This is a genomic window from Aurantiacibacter sp. MUD61 (assembly GCF_027912455.1).
In the GTDB taxonomy this organism is placed as follows: Bacteria; Pseudomonadota; Alphaproteobacteria; order Sphingomonadales; family Sphingomonadaceae; genus Alteraurantiacibacter.
This window is the reverse complement of record NZ_CP115446.1, coordinates 1,134,096-1,147,292: the sequence shown is the minus strand read 5'-3', so window position 1 is coordinate 1,147,292 and position 13,197 is coordinate 1,134,096. Positions and strand designations below refer to the sequence as shown.

Annotated in this window: 19 protein-coding genes; 9 read left to right on the top strand and 10 right to left on the bottom strand. The window is 62.0% G+C overall.

Annotated features, from left to right (window positions below; all coding sequences use genetic code 11):
* The first annotated feature begins 124 nt into the window (after positions 1 to 124).
* From rpmG to O2N64_RS05460, 6 genes are all read left to right on the top strand, one after another.
* On the top strand, positions 125 to 292 hold the full coding sequence (gene rpmG, locus O2N64_RS05485; RefSeq protein ID WP_047003840.1) for a 50S ribosomal protein L33: 168 nt from the start codon (positions 125 to 127) through the stop codon (positions 290 to 292).
* 102 nt (positions 293 to 394) lie between these two features.
* Entirely contained in the window at positions 395 to 1,063 is a 669-nt protein-coding gene (locus O2N64_RS05480) for a LolA family protein (RefSeq protein WP_271079274.1), read from the top strand.
* A 249-nt stretch (positions 1,064 to 1,312) separates the two neighbouring features.
* Complete coding sequence (gene xth / locus O2N64_RS05475; protein WP_271079273.1) at positions 1,313 to 2,104, top strand: exodeoxyribonuclease III; 792 nt, start codon at positions 1,313 to 1,315, stop codon at positions 2,102 to 2,104.
* Positions 2,105 to 2,139: 35 nt separating this feature from the next.
* Entirely contained in the window at positions 2,140 to 3,177 is a 1,038-nt protein-coding gene (gene ribA, locus O2N64_RS05470) for a GTP cyclohydrolase II (protein ID WP_271079272.1), read from the top strand.
* Complete coding sequence (locus O2N64_RS05465) at positions 3,174 to 3,671, top strand: GNAT family N-acetyltransferase (RefSeq protein WP_271079271.1); 498 nt, start codon at positions 3,174 to 3,176, stop codon at positions 3,669 to 3,671. The genes ribA and O2N64_RS05465 overlap by 4 nt, the downstream gene beginning before the upstream one ends.
* 42 nt (positions 3,672 to 3,713) lie before the next feature.
* A complete protein-coding gene (locus O2N64_RS05460; RefSeq protein ID WP_271079270.1) occupies positions 3,714 to 4,415 on the top strand; it encodes a tetratricopeptide repeat protein in 702 nt (233 codons plus the stop codon).
* Positions 4,416 to 4,421: 6 nt separating this feature from the next.
* On the opposite strand, the gene asd is transcribed toward O2N64_RS05460, so the two are convergent.
* The 7 genes from asd to recQ all read right to left on the bottom strand — a co-directional run bounded on the left by asd (position 4,422) and on the right by recQ (position 9,902).
* The gene (gene asd, locus O2N64_RS05455; RefSeq protein WP_271079269.1) at positions 4,422 to 5,264 is read right to left on the bottom strand and encodes an archaetidylserine decarboxylase; all 843 of its coding nucleotides are present in this window, start codon (positions 5,262 to 5,264) and stop codon (positions 4,422 to 4,424) included.
* 10 nt (positions 5,265 to 5,274) lie between these two features.
* Positions 5,275 to 5,538 carry a DksA/TraR family C4-type zinc finger protein gene (locus O2N64_RS05450; protein ID WP_271079268.1) on the bottom strand — a complete coding sequence of 88 codons (264 nt, stop codon included), beginning with the start codon at positions 5,536 to 5,538 and terminating at the stop codon, positions 5,275 to 5,277.
* Positions 5,539 to 5,588: 50 nt separating this feature from the next.
* A complete protein-coding gene (locus tag O2N64_RS05445; protein WP_271079267.1) occupies positions 5,589 to 6,584 on the bottom strand; it encodes a right-handed parallel beta-helix repeat-containing protein in 996 nt (331 codons plus the stop codon).
* A 61-nt stretch (positions 6,585 to 6,645) separates the two neighbouring features.
* Entirely contained in the window at positions 6,646 to 6,879 is a 234-nt protein-coding gene (locus O2N64_RS05440) for a hypothetical protein (protein WP_271079266.1), read from the bottom strand.
* Between the two features lie 17 nt (positions 6,880 to 6,896).
* A complete protein-coding gene (locus tag O2N64_RS05435; protein ID WP_271079265.1) occupies positions 6,897 to 7,103 on the bottom strand; it encodes an Arc family DNA-binding protein in 207 nt (68 codons plus the stop codon).
* A 6-nt stretch (positions 7,104 to 7,109) separates the two neighbouring features.
* The gene (locus tag O2N64_RS05430) at positions 7,110 to 8,021 is read right to left on the bottom strand and encodes an SPFH domain-containing protein (protein WP_271079264.1); all 912 of its coding nucleotides are present in this window, start codon (positions 8,019 to 8,021) and stop codon (positions 7,110 to 7,112) included.
* An 81-nt stretch (positions 8,022 to 8,102) separates the two neighbouring features.
* Positions 8,103 to 9,902, bottom strand: a complete 1,800-nt coding sequence (gene recQ / locus O2N64_RS05425) for a DNA helicase RecQ (RefSeq protein WP_271079605.1) — start codon at positions 9,900 to 9,902, stop codon at positions 8,103 to 8,105.
* Between the two features lie 121 nt (positions 9,903 to 10,023).
* Here recQ and O2N64_RS05420 point away from each other — a divergent pair, with 121 nt between their 5' ends.
* The 3 genes from O2N64_RS05420 (at position 10,024) to phhA (ending at position 11,536) form a co-directional block, all read left to right on the top strand.
* Positions 10,024 to 10,311 carry a lipoprotein gene (locus O2N64_RS05420; RefSeq protein ID WP_271079263.1) on the top strand — a complete coding sequence of 96 codons (288 nt, stop codon included), beginning with the start codon at positions 10,024 to 10,026 and terminating at the stop codon, positions 10,309 to 10,311.
* Between the two features lie 4 nt (positions 10,312 to 10,315).
* Entirely contained in the window at positions 10,316 to 10,528 is a 213-nt protein-coding gene (locus O2N64_RS05415) for a hypothetical protein (RefSeq protein ID WP_271079262.1), read from the top strand.
* A gap of 69 nt (positions 10,529 to 10,597) precedes the next feature.
* Entirely contained in the window at positions 10,598 to 11,536 is a 939-nt protein-coding gene (phhA, locus tag O2N64_RS05410; protein ID WP_442866749.1) for a phenylalanine 4-monooxygenase, read from the top strand.
* A gap of 82 nt (positions 11,537 to 11,618) precedes the next feature.
* Here the strand turns inward: phhA and O2N64_RS05405 are convergent, their stop codons facing one another.
* The 3 genes from O2N64_RS05405 to O2N64_RS05395 form a co-directional block, all read right to left on the bottom strand.
* A complete protein-coding gene (locus tag O2N64_RS05405) occupies positions 11,619 to 11,870 on the bottom strand; it encodes a hypothetical protein (protein WP_271079260.1) in 252 nt (83 codons plus the stop codon).
* Positions 11,871 to 11,974: 104 nt separating this feature from the next.
* Positions 11,975 to 12,247, bottom strand: coding sequence for a GlsB/YeaQ/YmgE family stress response membrane protein (locus O2N64_RS05400; protein ID WP_271079259.1), 273 nt, complete (start codon positions 12,245 to 12,247; stop codon positions 11,975 to 11,977).
* A 100-nt stretch (positions 12,248 to 12,347) separates the two neighbouring features.
* Entirely contained in the window at positions 12,348 to 13,193 is an 846-nt protein-coding gene (locus O2N64_RS05395; RefSeq protein WP_271079258.1) for an undecaprenyl-diphosphate phosphatase, read from the bottom strand.
* Positions 13,194 to 13,197: the final 4 nt, after the last annotated feature.

Below are 13,197 nucleotides of genomic sequence, written 5' to 3'. Positions count from 1 at the left end.
TTTTCCCCGATTCTCACCCATTGGGCGCGCCGGAACGGCGGTGCACCGGTGCGCCGCCTGTATTTTTTCGGGCGCCCCGGACGCGATTCGGCCAGCCCCTCAAAGCAATTTTGGAAGCAAGACCATGGCGAAGCCCGCAACCATCAAGATCCGCTTGAATTCGACCGCGGACACTGGCCACTTCTACGTGACCAAGAAGAACCCGCGTAACCACACGGAAAAGTTCACCTTCCGCAAGTATGACCCGATTGCGAAGAAGCACGTCGAGTACAAGGAAGGCAAAATCAAGTAAGCAATCCGCGCGCTCTGCCGCGGTGTGTTTACAAGATTTATGAACGGCGGGAACCACGCCAGTTCAGTGACAGTTCAACGCTGCATCACTAAGGATTGCAGTATGAACGCGAAAACTCTCTTCTCGAAGAAGCCTCTCGCTGCCGTAATGGCGGGCGCGATGGCTGTTACCCTCCCTGCATCGCTGGCGCTGCCAGTGGCGACTGCCACGGCCCAGCCGCAGGCGAACGACCTTTCCCGCGCCACGCGGGCGCTGCGCGCCATTACGACGCTGCAGGCGGATTTCACGCAGACGGACCGCGCCGGAAACACCGTTTCGGGCGAGCTGACCCTGCGCAATCCCGGTCGTATTCGCTTCGAATATGAGGAAAGCGTCAACATGCTCGTCGTGTCTGACGGGCGGGCGCTGACTCTGGTCGATTACGATGTGCAGCAGGTCGAACGCTGGCCGATCCGCAATTCCCCGCTTGGCGCGCTGCTCGATCCGAACCGGGACATGACCCGCTACGGCACCGTGCAGCCCACCGATACCGACAATGTGATCAGCATCAATGTGCGCGATCCCGAGCGGCCCGAATTCGGCTCGATGACGCTGATCTTCGTTGAAGATGCAAGCGCACCGGGCGGACTGGAGCTCGCCAGCTGGGTGGCGCTCGATTCCCAGAATACCCGCACCACAGTGCGGCTGCGCAACCATCGCTACGGCGCTTCGGTACCCGACAGCACCTTCCGCTATCGCGATCCGCGCCGCTCAAGTCGTCGTCCAGGATAATCGTCTCGGGGTCGAGTGGTTGTAAATTTGCGACAAATGGCCGCCGAAATTCATTGGCGAGACAGGCGTAAACTTCTAATTTACCCAAACAAGACGCGGTTGAGGCGGGTTTCCCCCCTGTTGCCCGATTCTCAACAAAGCCGCGTTTTGCAAAGCGTGACGAACGCTTAATAGGAACCCTCACCGCAATGCCCCCGCGGTGGGGGTTTTTGTTTGAGGTTTGGGTTTACGCTCCCTATCCCTCCCCCCATGATTTCAATCGCTACCTGGAACATCAATTCCGTCCGCCTGCGCATGCCCATCGTCGAACGTTTCCTGAAGGAGGAAGCGCCTGACGTCCTGTGCCTGCAGGAGATCAAGTGTCAGGAGCACCAGTTCCCGTTCAAGGCGTTTGAGGAGCTGGGCTACAACCACTTCGCGATCCACGGCCAGAAGGGCTATCACGGCGTCGCCACGGTCAGCCGGGTGCCGATCACAGAATTCTCCCGGCATGATTGGCAGGACAATGGCGAGGCACGCCACGTCGGTGTCGAATTGCCCGATCATGACGGGATGATTGTCGAAAATGTCTATATCCCCGCGGGCGGCGATGAACCTGATCGCGAGAAGAACCCCAAATTCGGCCAGAAGCTCGATTTTTTCGAGCGGATGACGCGCTGGGCGGATACGATTGACCGGCCCACTCTGATCGTGGGCGACTTCAATGTCGCGCCGCTGGAAAGCGATGTGTGGAACCACAAACAGCTGCTCAAGGTCGTTAGCCACACGCCGATCGAAGTGGAAACGCTGCAACGTTTCAAGGATGCCCACGGCTTCACCGATATCGGGCGCGAGCACATCAGGGATCCGGAGCGCTATTACAGCTGGTGGAGCTATCGCTCCAAGGACTGGAAAGTGAACGATCGCGGGCGGCGGCTCGACCACATGTGGGCGAGCCCGGATCTTGCCGCGCAATCGACCCGCCACTGGCTGCGTGAGGATGCCCGCGACTGGGAAAAGCCGAGCGACCACATTCCGCTCATCACGGAGTTCGATCTCTGAGCGATCCGGCCGCCTCTCCCTCGCCCGAGCGGCGGGTGGCGCAGGCGGTAGACGCGCTGCGCCATGGCTGGCCGCTGCGCATCGGCGATGGCCCTGTTCTGCTACCCATCGAAACCGCAGCCGAGCGCGCGGCGCGATCGGCGCAGATGCTGGTTTCGGCGGCGCGGGCGGAGACGCTGCGGCTGGGCAATCAGCGCGCTGCGGCGGGCGGGCACCATCCGGTGTTCATTCGCGCGGCAGAGGCTTTGGACGTGCGCGCAGCCCTGCCGATTGCAGACCCCGCGCTCGACACCGCCAATCCGCTGAAAGGGCCCTTCAAGGCGCTCGACCTCCCGTGGCTCGCCGAGGCCGAGGCCGCGATGGAGCTGGCGCGGATCGCCGGCATCCTCCCCGCCTTCCTCGTCGATCCGGATCCCGCCGGAGAGCCAGTGTGGCTGGAGCCGACCGATCTCGCGGCCTGGAGTGCGCCCGCCAATCTCTCCATCGCCACCCGCGCGCATCTGCCCATTGCACGCGAGGAAGAGGCCGACATCATCGCCTTCCGCAGCGCCAATGACATGCGCGAACATGTCGCCCTGGTGCTGGGCGAGCAGACATCGGACAGGCCTCCGCTGGTGCGGCTGCATTCCGAATGTTTGACGGGCGACATCTTCGGTAGTTTGAAATGCGATTGCGGCCCCCAACTGGATGCAGCGCTCGCGGCCATGTCTGCCGAAGCGGCGGCAGGCGGCTGGGGCGTGCTACTCTACATGCGGCAGGAGGGGCGCGGCATCGGCCTGATCAACAAACTGCGCGCCTATCGATTGCAGGACGAAGGCGTGGATACGCTGGAAGCGAACCAGCGGCTCGGCCTGCCGGAGGAAGCGCGCGATTTCCCGCTCGCCGCGCGCATGCTGGATCTGCTGGCAGTGCGCGAAGTGCGGTTGATGACCAACAATCTCGAAAAGGTCACCGCGCTGGAAGATGCAGGCGTCAAGGTGATCGAGCGCGTGCCCCACCAGCTGCCGTCCAATCCGCACAATACGCGCTATCTCGCAACCAAGCGTGACCGGGCAGGACATCTGCTCAAATGAGCGTCTCGATCCGCGCAGAGACGGAGGCAGACGAAGCCGAAATACGCGCGCTCGTCTCCGCCGCATTCGATGGCCATGCCCATTCCGAAGGCGTCGAACCTGAGATCATCGAGCGGCTCCGGCGCGAGCGGACGCCGACGCTGTCCCTTGTCGCTGAGGCTGGCGATGTGCTGCTCGGACTTATCGTCTTCTCGCCCGTCAGCATCAGCGATGGAACGAGGGGCTGGTTCGGCCTCGGTCCGCTCGCCGTTGCCCCGGACCGTCAGCGCGGCGGCATAGGCAGCGCGCTGTGCGAGGCAGGCCTCACCCGGTTGCGCGAACAGGGGGCTGGCGGATGCGTCGTGCTCGGCGACCCCGATTACTACGGCCGCTTCGGCTTCGCACATGATCCGGAGCTGGTTTTTCCCGGCGTGCCGCAGGAATATTTCCAGCGCCTCCTCTTTGCAGGCGATGAGCCGCGCGGCACGGTGAGCTACGCGCCCGCCTTTGGCTAAGCCCGCTTGCAAACTGCGGATGGCCCGCGCAGACTGCCGCGCATGAAACTGACCTTCCTCACTTTTCTCGCCGCACTCGCCGTGCAGGATGCCTCCATTGCCGATCAGGCCCGGGTGCTGATGGAAGAAGGGCGCGAGGCAGAGGCATTCGAAATGATCTCCGAGGGCGCTGAAGACGGCGATCCCGGTTCGATCGAATATCTCGGCTGGTTTTATGACAATGGCCGCGGCGTGGAGCAGAACACGCAGCGCGCGGTGCGCCTCTATCGCCGTGCGGCAGAGCTTGGCCAGCCGCATGCGCAGTGGCGGCTTGGGGTGATGATGGACACGGGCGAATGCGAATGCGGCTCACCCGAAGAGGCGTTCGCCTTGTTTGAGGAGGCCGCAGCGCAGGGCTGGAGCAATGCCATTATCAGCCTGGGCGTGATGCATTCGACGGGACGCGGAACACCGGTCGATTACGCCGCAGCGCGGGAGCAATTCGAGGCAGGCGCGCGCGCCGGCAACGTCCATGGACTCAACGAAATCGGCGTCATGTATGTGAACGGCGAAGGCGTTGAGGTGGACCTTGAAGAAGCGGTCGCATGGTTGCTGCTTGCCATGGTGAATGGCAGCGAGCGCGCCGAATTCCTGCTCAACACCAATCTCGCGAATGTCGATGTCGACATGACCAAGGCGGTGGAGCGCGCCAACCAGATCGCGACCGAATTCGGCTATCCGGCCAATTTGCGCGCCGGAAGCTAATCGCGATCAGAGCCAGCGCCCGATGGCCTGGCCCATGCGCACGCTGTCTCCGGCTTTCAGCGCACTATCCCATTCAAGCGTGCCCGGCTCGAACAGCAAGACGACGGTAGAGCCGAGGAAAAAGCGCCCCATTTCCGCGCCCGCTTCAAGCTTATGCGTGCCGGACGAAAAACCGAATTCGCGCGCCTCCGGGCTATGCGCTGCTTCGCGGCCGCCCCACACAGTCTCGATCCCGGCGACGATCATTGCCCCCACCATCACGCTGGCAAAGCTGCCGCGCGCGCAGTCGAACAGGCAGGCGAGGCGTTCATTGCGCGCGAACAGGCCATCGACATTCTCTGCCGTGACCTGATTGACGCTGAACAGGTCCCCCGGAACGTAGCGTGTCGAGCGCAGATCGCCCTCTGCCGGCATGTGGACGCGGTGGTAATCCTTCGGGCTGAGGTAGATCGTGGCGAAGTGCCCGCCGGCGAATTTCTCTGCCGCTTCCGCATCGCCGCCCAGCAATTGCGCGGCGGTGAATTCACGGCCCTTGGCCTGGAAAATGCGCCCTTCGGTGATGCGACCGATCTGGCTCACCGCGCCATCGGCGGGGGAAAGCACATGCGTCTGGCTATCGGCTAGCGGGCGCGCGCCGGGTTTGAGCTCGCGGGTGAAGAAGTCGTTGAAGCTATCGTAAGCTTCGACAGGCCGCGCCGCCTCGCTCATATCGACATCGTATGATGCGATGAAGCGGCGGATCAGGCTATCCTTGATCCAGGGCGTCGTGCTGCCAGCGAATTTTCCGGCGAAGCGCGACACGGCGTGATGCGGCACAATCCGCTGGAGAGCGATGAAGGGTTTGGACATGAAGGCGGCCTTAGCGCAACTGGCTGTCTTTGGAACCGCGGCGATTGATGGCCGAGTGGCGCACGCTTGCATCCTTGCCCGATTGGCAGGCCACGCAGGTCTGGACGCCGGGTACGGCAATGCGGCGCTTTTCCGGGATATCCTCCCCGCATTCGCGGCAATAGAGCGCGCTTTCGCCTTTCGGCAGGCGCGCACGCGCCGCAGCCACGGCATCGTTTACACTGTCTTCAATCTGATCCTGAACCGCGCCATCGCGCGACCAACCGCCTGCCATATTGTATCTCCTGCCCGATCAACGGGCGGCAGCAGGCATGTGTTCCGACGCTATCGCACCTCGTAGCGCGAAAGGCCGCGGCCGAGCGCATTGTCGCCGATACCGCCCATATCGCCCGACCAGTCGGCAACGAACACGGTGTTGCGGCTTACGCCCGGTGCAAGGCGGGCATCGTTGCCGAGAACCTGCAGAGCGGAGCTGGAACGCTGGCGGCCTTCGGCAGCAACAGCGATGAAAGCGGAGTAGTTTTCCTTGTCCGCGCCCTGCACGAACCAATTGTTGCTGATCTGGCCCGACGCGCCGCCGGGCAGGTCGATCATGTAATTGGTTGCGCGGCCTGCGGCATCGTCAAAACTGGAGGAAGCGATGTCGACACGCGCCGCGCGCGATTTGACATAGTGCCCGCCGCGTCCCTGCTCGAAGCGCGAATTGGTGATGCGGACATGGCCGAGATCGCCGGTGTAGATTGAATGCGCACAGCCGCCCGGGCCATCGCAGGTGCCGAGCCGCGTGAAGGTGGAGCGATCCACCACCATGCGCGCAGAGCCGTCACTGCCGGTCAGTATGCCCTGCTGGCTGTCGCGGAACCAGCTTTGCGCGACGGTCAGATCGCCCGTCTCAAGGCGAATGCCCGATCCGTTGAAATCCGGCACGCGCATATTCTGGAAAATGAGGCCTGAAACTTCAGCGCTCTCGCCGCGCAGGACAAGCGCGGCTTTGCCTTCGCAGGTAACGCCATCGAAAATGGCGCTGCCCGGTTCGCTGGCGAAATAGGAAATGTTCCCCTCAATCTGCACCGCACATTGTTCGTGACGGCCCGGCGCAATGGCAATCGTGCCGGTATTGCTGCCGATCGCATTGACGGCATCCTGCAGGCGTTCGAAGCCCTGCCCTGTCTCCACCACAGTGTAAGGAGACACCCGATCCTGCGCGAAAAGCGATGCGGCAGGAATGGCCGCCACAGCGAGGCCGAAGATGGCCAGAATAGCCTTCGTCGGGAGGCGTTTCACCATGGGGCGAGCGAGCGTAGGCGCGGCATAGGTCATCACCCTGCAAGCTGTAGCGAAAAAGGGTTAATTGCCCGCTAAGGGCTTGGCTGCGCCCAGCTTAGCTGCGCCAGCGCCAGCCGCCCCGCGTGTGGCGTTTGGCGAGCAGCACCATGATGATTGTCGAAAGCACCATGCCGATCGCTCCGACAGCGAGCAAGTCGCCTTCGACCATCATTCCAAAGCCAATCATAAGCGCTAGATAAACGCCGAGCAGAGCCCAGCCTTGCCACGCACATGGCAAGCCAGAACCATATCCGAGGCGCTTTGGCTCAAACCAGGGTTCATCGCTCAAAATGCTGTGCAGCACTTTCAATCCTCCTTCGGCGGTCGACCTCGGCGTGGTGTTTCGGATATTTTCACGTCTACGCCGCGCTTTTTCAGCGCCTCGCGGATCAGCACTTCGATCTCGGCATTGACCGAGCGCAGTTCGCGCGCGGCAAGGCGCTCCACCGCATCGTGGAGCGCCGGATCGAGCCGCAGGGCAAAGGCCTTCTTGGGTTTCGGCTTTTGGGCCATGACAGACTACTGGTACAGCGATCCAGCGTTCACGACAGGCTGTGTTTCCCGGTCGCCGCACAGGACGACGAGCAGGTTGGACACCATGGCCGCGCGGCGCTCATCATCCAGATGGACGATGTCATCACTCGCCAGCTTTTGCAGCGCGTCTTCCACCATGCCGACAGCGCCCAGCACCACTTTCTTGCGCGCGGCAATCACGGCATCGGCCTGCTGGCGGCGAAGCATCGCTCCGGCAATCTCGGATGCATAGGCAAGGTGGGTGAGGCCGGCTTCATCGACCACGATGCCCGCGACTTTCAACCTGTCATTGAGCTCTGCCTGCAATTCGGAATTCACCACATCCGGGTGCCCTCGCAGCGTCGTCTCGTTCTCCTCGAAATCGTCATAGGGGTGACGCGCGCCGACGGTGCGCAGGCCCGCCTCGATCTGGATATTCACGAACTCCTTGTAATCATCGACATCGAACACGGCCTGCGCGGTATCGCGCACGCGCCATACGACGTTACAGGCGACATCGATCGGGTTGCCGCGCTTGTCATTGATCTTGATGCGTTCGGAGTGAACGTTATGCGCGCGCACGGACACTTTCTTGCGCCCCATCCACGGCCATACCCAGCGCAGCCCCTCGGTGCGGTCCGTTCCGCGATATTCACCGAACAGCGTAATCACCGCGCCCTGATTGGGCTGGATCATGTAGAAACCGCACCATGACAGGAAGCCGACCACCAGGAAAAATCCGGCGGTCCCCAGCCACATGCCGGCCGGTTGCCCCGTTTCCTTGGCATAAATTGCCGAGCCGATTGCCCAGATCATCGCCCCTGTCAGCGCCGTGGCGACGGCCAGCATGACAAAACCGTTATAGCCCCCGGACTTGCGCTCCTGGCTGGCATTCATTGCAGACGAAATCTCCGTCATAAATCCTCCTGTTGATATAATTATGATATCATATTTATATCAAAGCTCGGATCTGCGCAAGCAAAACCGGATTTCGATGGATCAATTGTCGCGAATGGCCTTGAGGAATGCCTCACCATAGGCGGCGAGTTTCTTTTCGCCCACGCCGGGGATCGAACCCATTTCGGCGAGTGTCGTTGGTCGGTCGGCAGCCATGCTGCGCAGCACCGCGTCGTGAAACACGACATAGGGCGGCACCTGCGCCTGCGCGGCGAGATCGCGGCGCAGTTCACGCAGTGCGTCGAACAGCGGATCGCCGACAGGATTGGGCGTGCTTTCACGCCGACGCTTGCGGCCCGTCGAGCGCGCAGGCGGACGCGTCATTGTCAACTCGGCCTCTCCCGTCAGGATGGCCCGCGCATCGCCTGCCAGCTTCAACCCGCCATAGTCGTTCTGGACAAGGCTGCCGCGCACCTGCAGCGCCCGCGCGACGGGTTGCAGCAGCCGCGCTTCATCGCCTTCGACTATGCCGAAGACCGAGAGTTTGTCGTGCTCCCGCTGCATCACGCGCTCATCGCTCGCGCCGGTTAGCACCTTCTGCACATGGCCGAAGCCGAAGCTCTGCCCGGTGCGATAGACGGCGGACAGCAGCTTGCGCGCCAATTCGGTCACGTCGATCTGCTCTGGGGGATCGAGGCAATTGTCGCAATTGCCGCAGGTTTCGGGCGGGTCTTCCCCAAAATGGCGGAGCAGCACCGCGCGGCGGCAGCCAGCGGTCTCCACCAGTCCGGCCAGCGCATCGAGCCGGCTGCGCTCTCCGCGCTGGCGCTCTTCACCCACATCGCCCAGACGCGCGCGGGCCTGCGCAAAATCGCCGGGGCCCCATAGCGTTATCGCGAGCGCCGGATCGCCATCGCGGCCCGCCCGCCCCGTCTCCTGGTAATAGGCCTCGATCGATTTGGGGATGCCCGCATGGGCGACAAAGCGCACATCGGGTTTGTCGATGCCCATGCCGAACGCGATGGTTGCGACCATCACCATGTCTTCGCTGGCGACGAATGCGGCCTGATTGGCAGCGCGCTCTTCCGGCGGGAGGCCTGCGTGATAGGGCATGACAGGCCGACCGCCCGCCGCCGCCAATTGCTCTGCCAGAGCCTCCACCTTCTTGCGCGTGGGCGCGTAAATGATGCCGGGCCCCGTATGCTCCTCCAGCAGCCCGGCGAGTTGCCGAGCGAGCGAATCGCGCGGGGCGAAAGCGTAGCGGATATTGGGCCGATCGAACCCGGCAACGATCAGGCCCTCTTCGGCAATGCCCAGCTGGGTGAGAATGTCCGCCCTTGTATGCGCATCTGCCGTGGCGGTGAGTGCGAGGCGTGGCACATCCGGAAAAGCGTCCATCAGCGGGCGCAGCTGGCGGTAGTCGGGCCTGAAATCATGCCCCCATTCGGACACGCAATGCGCTTCATCCACCGCGAACAGGGCGATGCGCGCGCGCGACAGGAGATCGCGAAAACCCTGCTGGCTGGCGCGCTCGGGCGCGACATAGAGCAGGTCCAGCTCGCCCGCTTCGAACGCGCTCATCGTCTCGCGCCAATCCGCATCGACGCTGGTGAGCGTGGCTGCACGAATGCCGTTGGCGCGCGCGCTACGCAGCTGGTCGTGCATCAGCGCAATCAGCGGGGAAATCACCACGCAGGTCCCATCTATCATCGTGGCGGGCAGCTGATAGGTCAGCGACTTGCCCGCACCCGTCGGCATCACCGCCAGCGTCGATTGCCCGTGCAGCACTCTCGCGACGACATCGACCTGCACCCCGCGAAAGTCGGTGAAGCCGAAAATGCGGCGCAATTGATCATGCGCGTGAATGGCATCGGGCAAAGTGAGGGTTGAGGCGGCGGGCATCGCCATTCGTCCCTGCCAGATCGCACCCTGCCTCACCAGCACTGCAAAGTGCATTTCCACTTGGGATTGCCTGCGCTAAACGTGCTCGCCTTGTTTACCACCACCAGAGAGGGGTTCATCCATGAAGAAAATTGCCATTATCGCCGCTGGCGCTGCTTTCGCGCTGTCTGCCTGCGGGGAAACCACCGACGCTTCGGACGACGCAGTCGCCGACACGGTCGAAGTGCCTGCCGATGACGCGATGGACGACGTGCCTGAGCCGGTCGCCGATGAAGAGATGATGACCGACGAAGAAGCCGATGCCGAAATGGACATGAACGAAGACATGGCCGAGCAGGCTGGCGACGACGCCATGAGCGTTGTCGAAGCAGCCGAAGCTGCCGAGGCCGAAATGGAAGCGGCTGAATAAGCCCATGATGCGCCGCACCCTTATCGCTTGCGTGCTGGGTGCGGCGCTTTCTTCCTGTTCTCCGCAGAACAGCACCGAGGCGCCCGAAGCGCCCACGCGCGATGAAGAACGCGCCATTGCCCAAGCAGCGGAAATGCTCGACGAGCGAACCGGCAATGGGAGCGATGCGGACGCTTCACCGGACGCACCCCAACCGCCCGTTAGTCCGGCACCCTGAGGCCAATCTGGTATCAGATGAAACTGGATAGCCGTCACGAAGTGTGATAATTTGCCGCGCATGGCAACGATGACTCACAATTCCGATCAGGCGCAGGATTTCTCCGCGCTTCCAGAAGTTTCCAGCGACGTGTTTACCGCTCCGCTGAAGCGCCCCGAACATGTGGGTGAGGACTGGATCGAGCCTCAGCAGACCCAGTACACATCGGAAGATGACGCGATCTGGAACGATCTGTTCGCGCGTCAGATGGAAGTCCTGCCCGGCCGCGCCTGCAGTGCGATGATGGAAGGCATGGAAAAGCTCGATCTTGGCAAAGGCGGCGTCCCCGATTTCGACCGGCTGAGCGAAGAACTGGGCGCGATGACCGGATGGAGTGTCATCCCCGTGCCCATGCTGATCCCCGATCACGTATTCTTCTGGCACCTCGCCAATCGCCGCTTTCCGGCGGGCAATTTCATCCGCACGCGCGAGACATTCGACTACATCCAGGAACCCGACGTATTCCACGATGTATTCGGCCATGTGCCGCTGCTGACCGATCCGGTGTTTGCCGATTACATGCAGGAATATGGCCGCGCCGGGTGGAAGGCCATGCGCTACAACCGGCTGAAGGCGCTGGGCGCGCTCTATTGGTACACCGTCGAATTCGGCCTGATCATGGAGAAGAACGAACCGAAGATTTTCGGTGCAGGCATTCTGTCCGGCCCGCAGGAAGCTATCTTCGCGCTGGAGGCGGACAGCCCCAATCGCATAATGCTGAATGTCGACCGCGTCATGCGCACCGATTATGTGATCGACGATTTGCAGCCGACCTATTTCGTCATCGAGAGCTTTGAAGACCTCTACCGCCAGACGGTGGAGCGCGATTTCGATCGCCTGTACCGTAGCCTCGGCCCGAGCTTCACCTATGCCAATTCGGCGGTGATCGATGTCGACAATGTGGTGCATCGCGGCACCCAGGAATACTTCCTGCGCGGTGGCCGGGGCAGCAGCGCCAAACCGGTATAAGCGCACGACCGCGAGGCAAAGAAAAAGGCCGGTCGCCATCGCTGGCGCCGGCCCTTTCTGATATGCGGCAGATGCGCAGCGATTACATCGCGTCGCCTTCTTCCATGTCTTCGCCTTCCATGCCCTCAGCTTCCATGGCGGCGCTGTCTTCAGCGGCTTCATCGACGATGGCATCGGCTTCGGCGTCGGACATTACAACGCTGTCGTCAGCAGCTTCGGCGGAGTATTCGCTCTCCGCGCCCATTTCCTCTGCACCCTCGTCAGCGGCTTCACCGCAGGCAGCAAGGGTCAGGCCGAGCGCAGTGGCAGCGGCGAATACGACAATTCTCTTCATGAATGCATCCTCTTGGATTTCGTGGCACGACCCACATTGCATCCGGTCGGCCCCATGGCGCTATCCCGGATCACTTCGCACCTTCTTCAAATGCGTGAGGATGCCTAACGCATAAATCGGGCGTGCAACAGGTTCACCACAATCAGCGCGACGATTGCCCCCAGAATTGAGATAAGCACCGCCGCAATGGTGTTATTTCCTGCAGCAAGATTGCCGGCGCCCAGCAGCGGAGCCACGATCAGCCCGCCGATCAGGCAACCCACAATTCCGCCAATGACATTGATGCCGATGCCCCGGGACAATCGCTCGGCACGCAGCACGAAAGCCGTCAGCCAACCGATGACGGCTCCTGCAACAATCATGAAAACAATACCCACGAAAATAAACCTGTGTTTATAACTCTCGACCTAGAGCGAAAACAGGGTGGGACAGCGTTTGTTCCGACAAGCCTGGATGCGGGATGCCCACGCAAAACGCTCAGAAGAAAGCGAGCAGCGCCGCTCCCATCGCGATGCGGTACAGCACGAAGACGAGCATGCTCGCTTTTTTCAGGAAGTTCATAAGGAACGCCATCGTCACGAAAGCGGCGATGAATGTGAGCACGCCTGCGATCAGCGCTTCCATGGCGAGGCCTGCGCCCGCTTCGAAAATCTCCGGAACGATGAGCACGCCTGCGCCCGCAACAGCGGGAATGGAAAGCAGGAAGGAAAAGCGCGCTGATTCAAACCGGTTGTAGCCGAGCGCGCGCGCTGCCGTCATCGTCACGCCGGATCGGCTGGTGCCCGGAATGATCGCCAGCGCCTGCGCGATCCCGACGATCAGGCCGTCCCGCCAGGTCATGTCCTCGAATTTCTTCACCTCGCGACCGAAGTGGTCGGCAAGGCCGAGCAGGATGCCGTAGAAGATCAGGTTGAACGCGATGAGATCGGTAAAGCGGATCGAGCTCATCAGATCGTCATCGACGATGGTGATGCCGAACAGGCTGGTCGCGATACCGTTGAACAGGCCGAGCTTGATCGACAGGCCGAAGGCGACCGCAGGGATCGTACCCAGCACGATCCACCAGAACAGCTGGCGTGCTTCGGGAGCCTTGCCGATGCCAATGCTGGCAAAACCGCCTCGCGCCAGCATCACCACGTCCTTGAAGAAATAGACCATGATCGCGAGCAGCGACCCGACATGCACGGCCACATCGATCAGCGGACCCTGATCGGGAAAATCGGTGAGATAGGGGATCAGGATCAGGTGGCCTGATGACGAAATCGGCAGGAATTCGGTGATCCCCTGGACAATGGCGATCAGCAGCAGCTGGAGAAAGGTCATGGGC

Bases quoted from the DNA above. Each gene is read 5' to 3' on its own strand.
- rpmG (WP_047003840.1), top strand. From the start codon at position 125: ATGGCGAAGCCCGCAACCATCAAGATCCGCTTGAATTCGACCGCGGAC.
- O2N64_RS05480 (WP_271079274.1), top strand. From the start codon at position 395: ATGAACGCGAAAACTCTCTTCTCGAAGAAGCCTCTCGCTGCCGTAATG.
- xth (WP_271079273.1), top strand. From the start codon at position 1,313: ATGATTTCAATCGCTACCTGGAACATCAATTCCGTCCGCCTGCGCATG.
- O2N64_RS05465 (WP_271079271.1), top strand. From the start codon at position 3,174: ATGAGCGTCTCGATCCGCGCAGAGACGGAGGCAGACGAAGCCGAAATA.
- O2N64_RS05460 (WP_271079270.1), top strand. From the start codon at position 3,714: ATGAAACTGACCTTCCTCACTTTTCTCGCCGCACTCGCCGTGCAGGAT.
- asd (WP_271079269.1), bottom strand. From the start codon at position 5,264: ATGTCCAAACCCTTCATCGCTCTCCAGCGGATTGTGCCGCATCACGCC.
- O2N64_RS05450 (WP_271079268.1), bottom strand. From the start codon at position 5,538: ATGGCAGGCGGTTGGTCGCGCGATGGCGCGGTTCAGGATCAGATTGAA.
- O2N64_RS05445 (WP_271079267.1), bottom strand. From the start codon at position 6,584: ATGACCTATGCCGCGCCTACGCTCGCTCGCCCCATGGTGAAACGCCTC.
- O2N64_RS05435 (WP_271079265.1), bottom strand. From the start codon at position 7,103: ATGGCCCAAAAGCCGAAACCCAAGAAGGCCTTTGCCCTGCGGCTCGAT.
- O2N64_RS05430 (WP_271079264.1), bottom strand. From the start codon at position 8,021: ATGACGGAGATTTCGTCTGCAATGAATGCCAGCCAGGAGCGCAAGTCC.
- recQ (WP_271079605.1), bottom strand. From the start codon at position 9,902: ATGCCCGCCGCCTCAACCCTCACTTTGCCCGATGCCATTCACGCGCAT.
- O2N64_RS05420 (WP_271079263.1), top strand. From the start codon at position 10,024: ATGAAGAAAATTGCCATTATCGCCGCTGGCGCTGCTTTCGCGCTGTCT.
- O2N64_RS05415 (WP_271079262.1), top strand. From the start codon at position 10,316: ATGATGCGCCGCACCCTTATCGCTTGCGTGCTGGGTGCGGCGCTTTCT.
- phhA (WP_442866749.1), top strand. From the start codon at position 10,598: ATGACTCACAATTCCGATCAGGCGCAGGATTTCTCCGCGCTTCCAGAA.
- O2N64_RS05405 (WP_271079260.1), bottom strand. From the start codon at position 11,870: ATGAAGAGAATTGTCGTATTCGCCGCTGCCACTGCGCTCGGCCTGACC.
- O2N64_RS05395 (WP_271079258.1), bottom strand. From the start codon at position 13,193: ATGACCTTTCTCCAGCTGCTGCTGATCGCCATTGTCCAGGGGATCACC.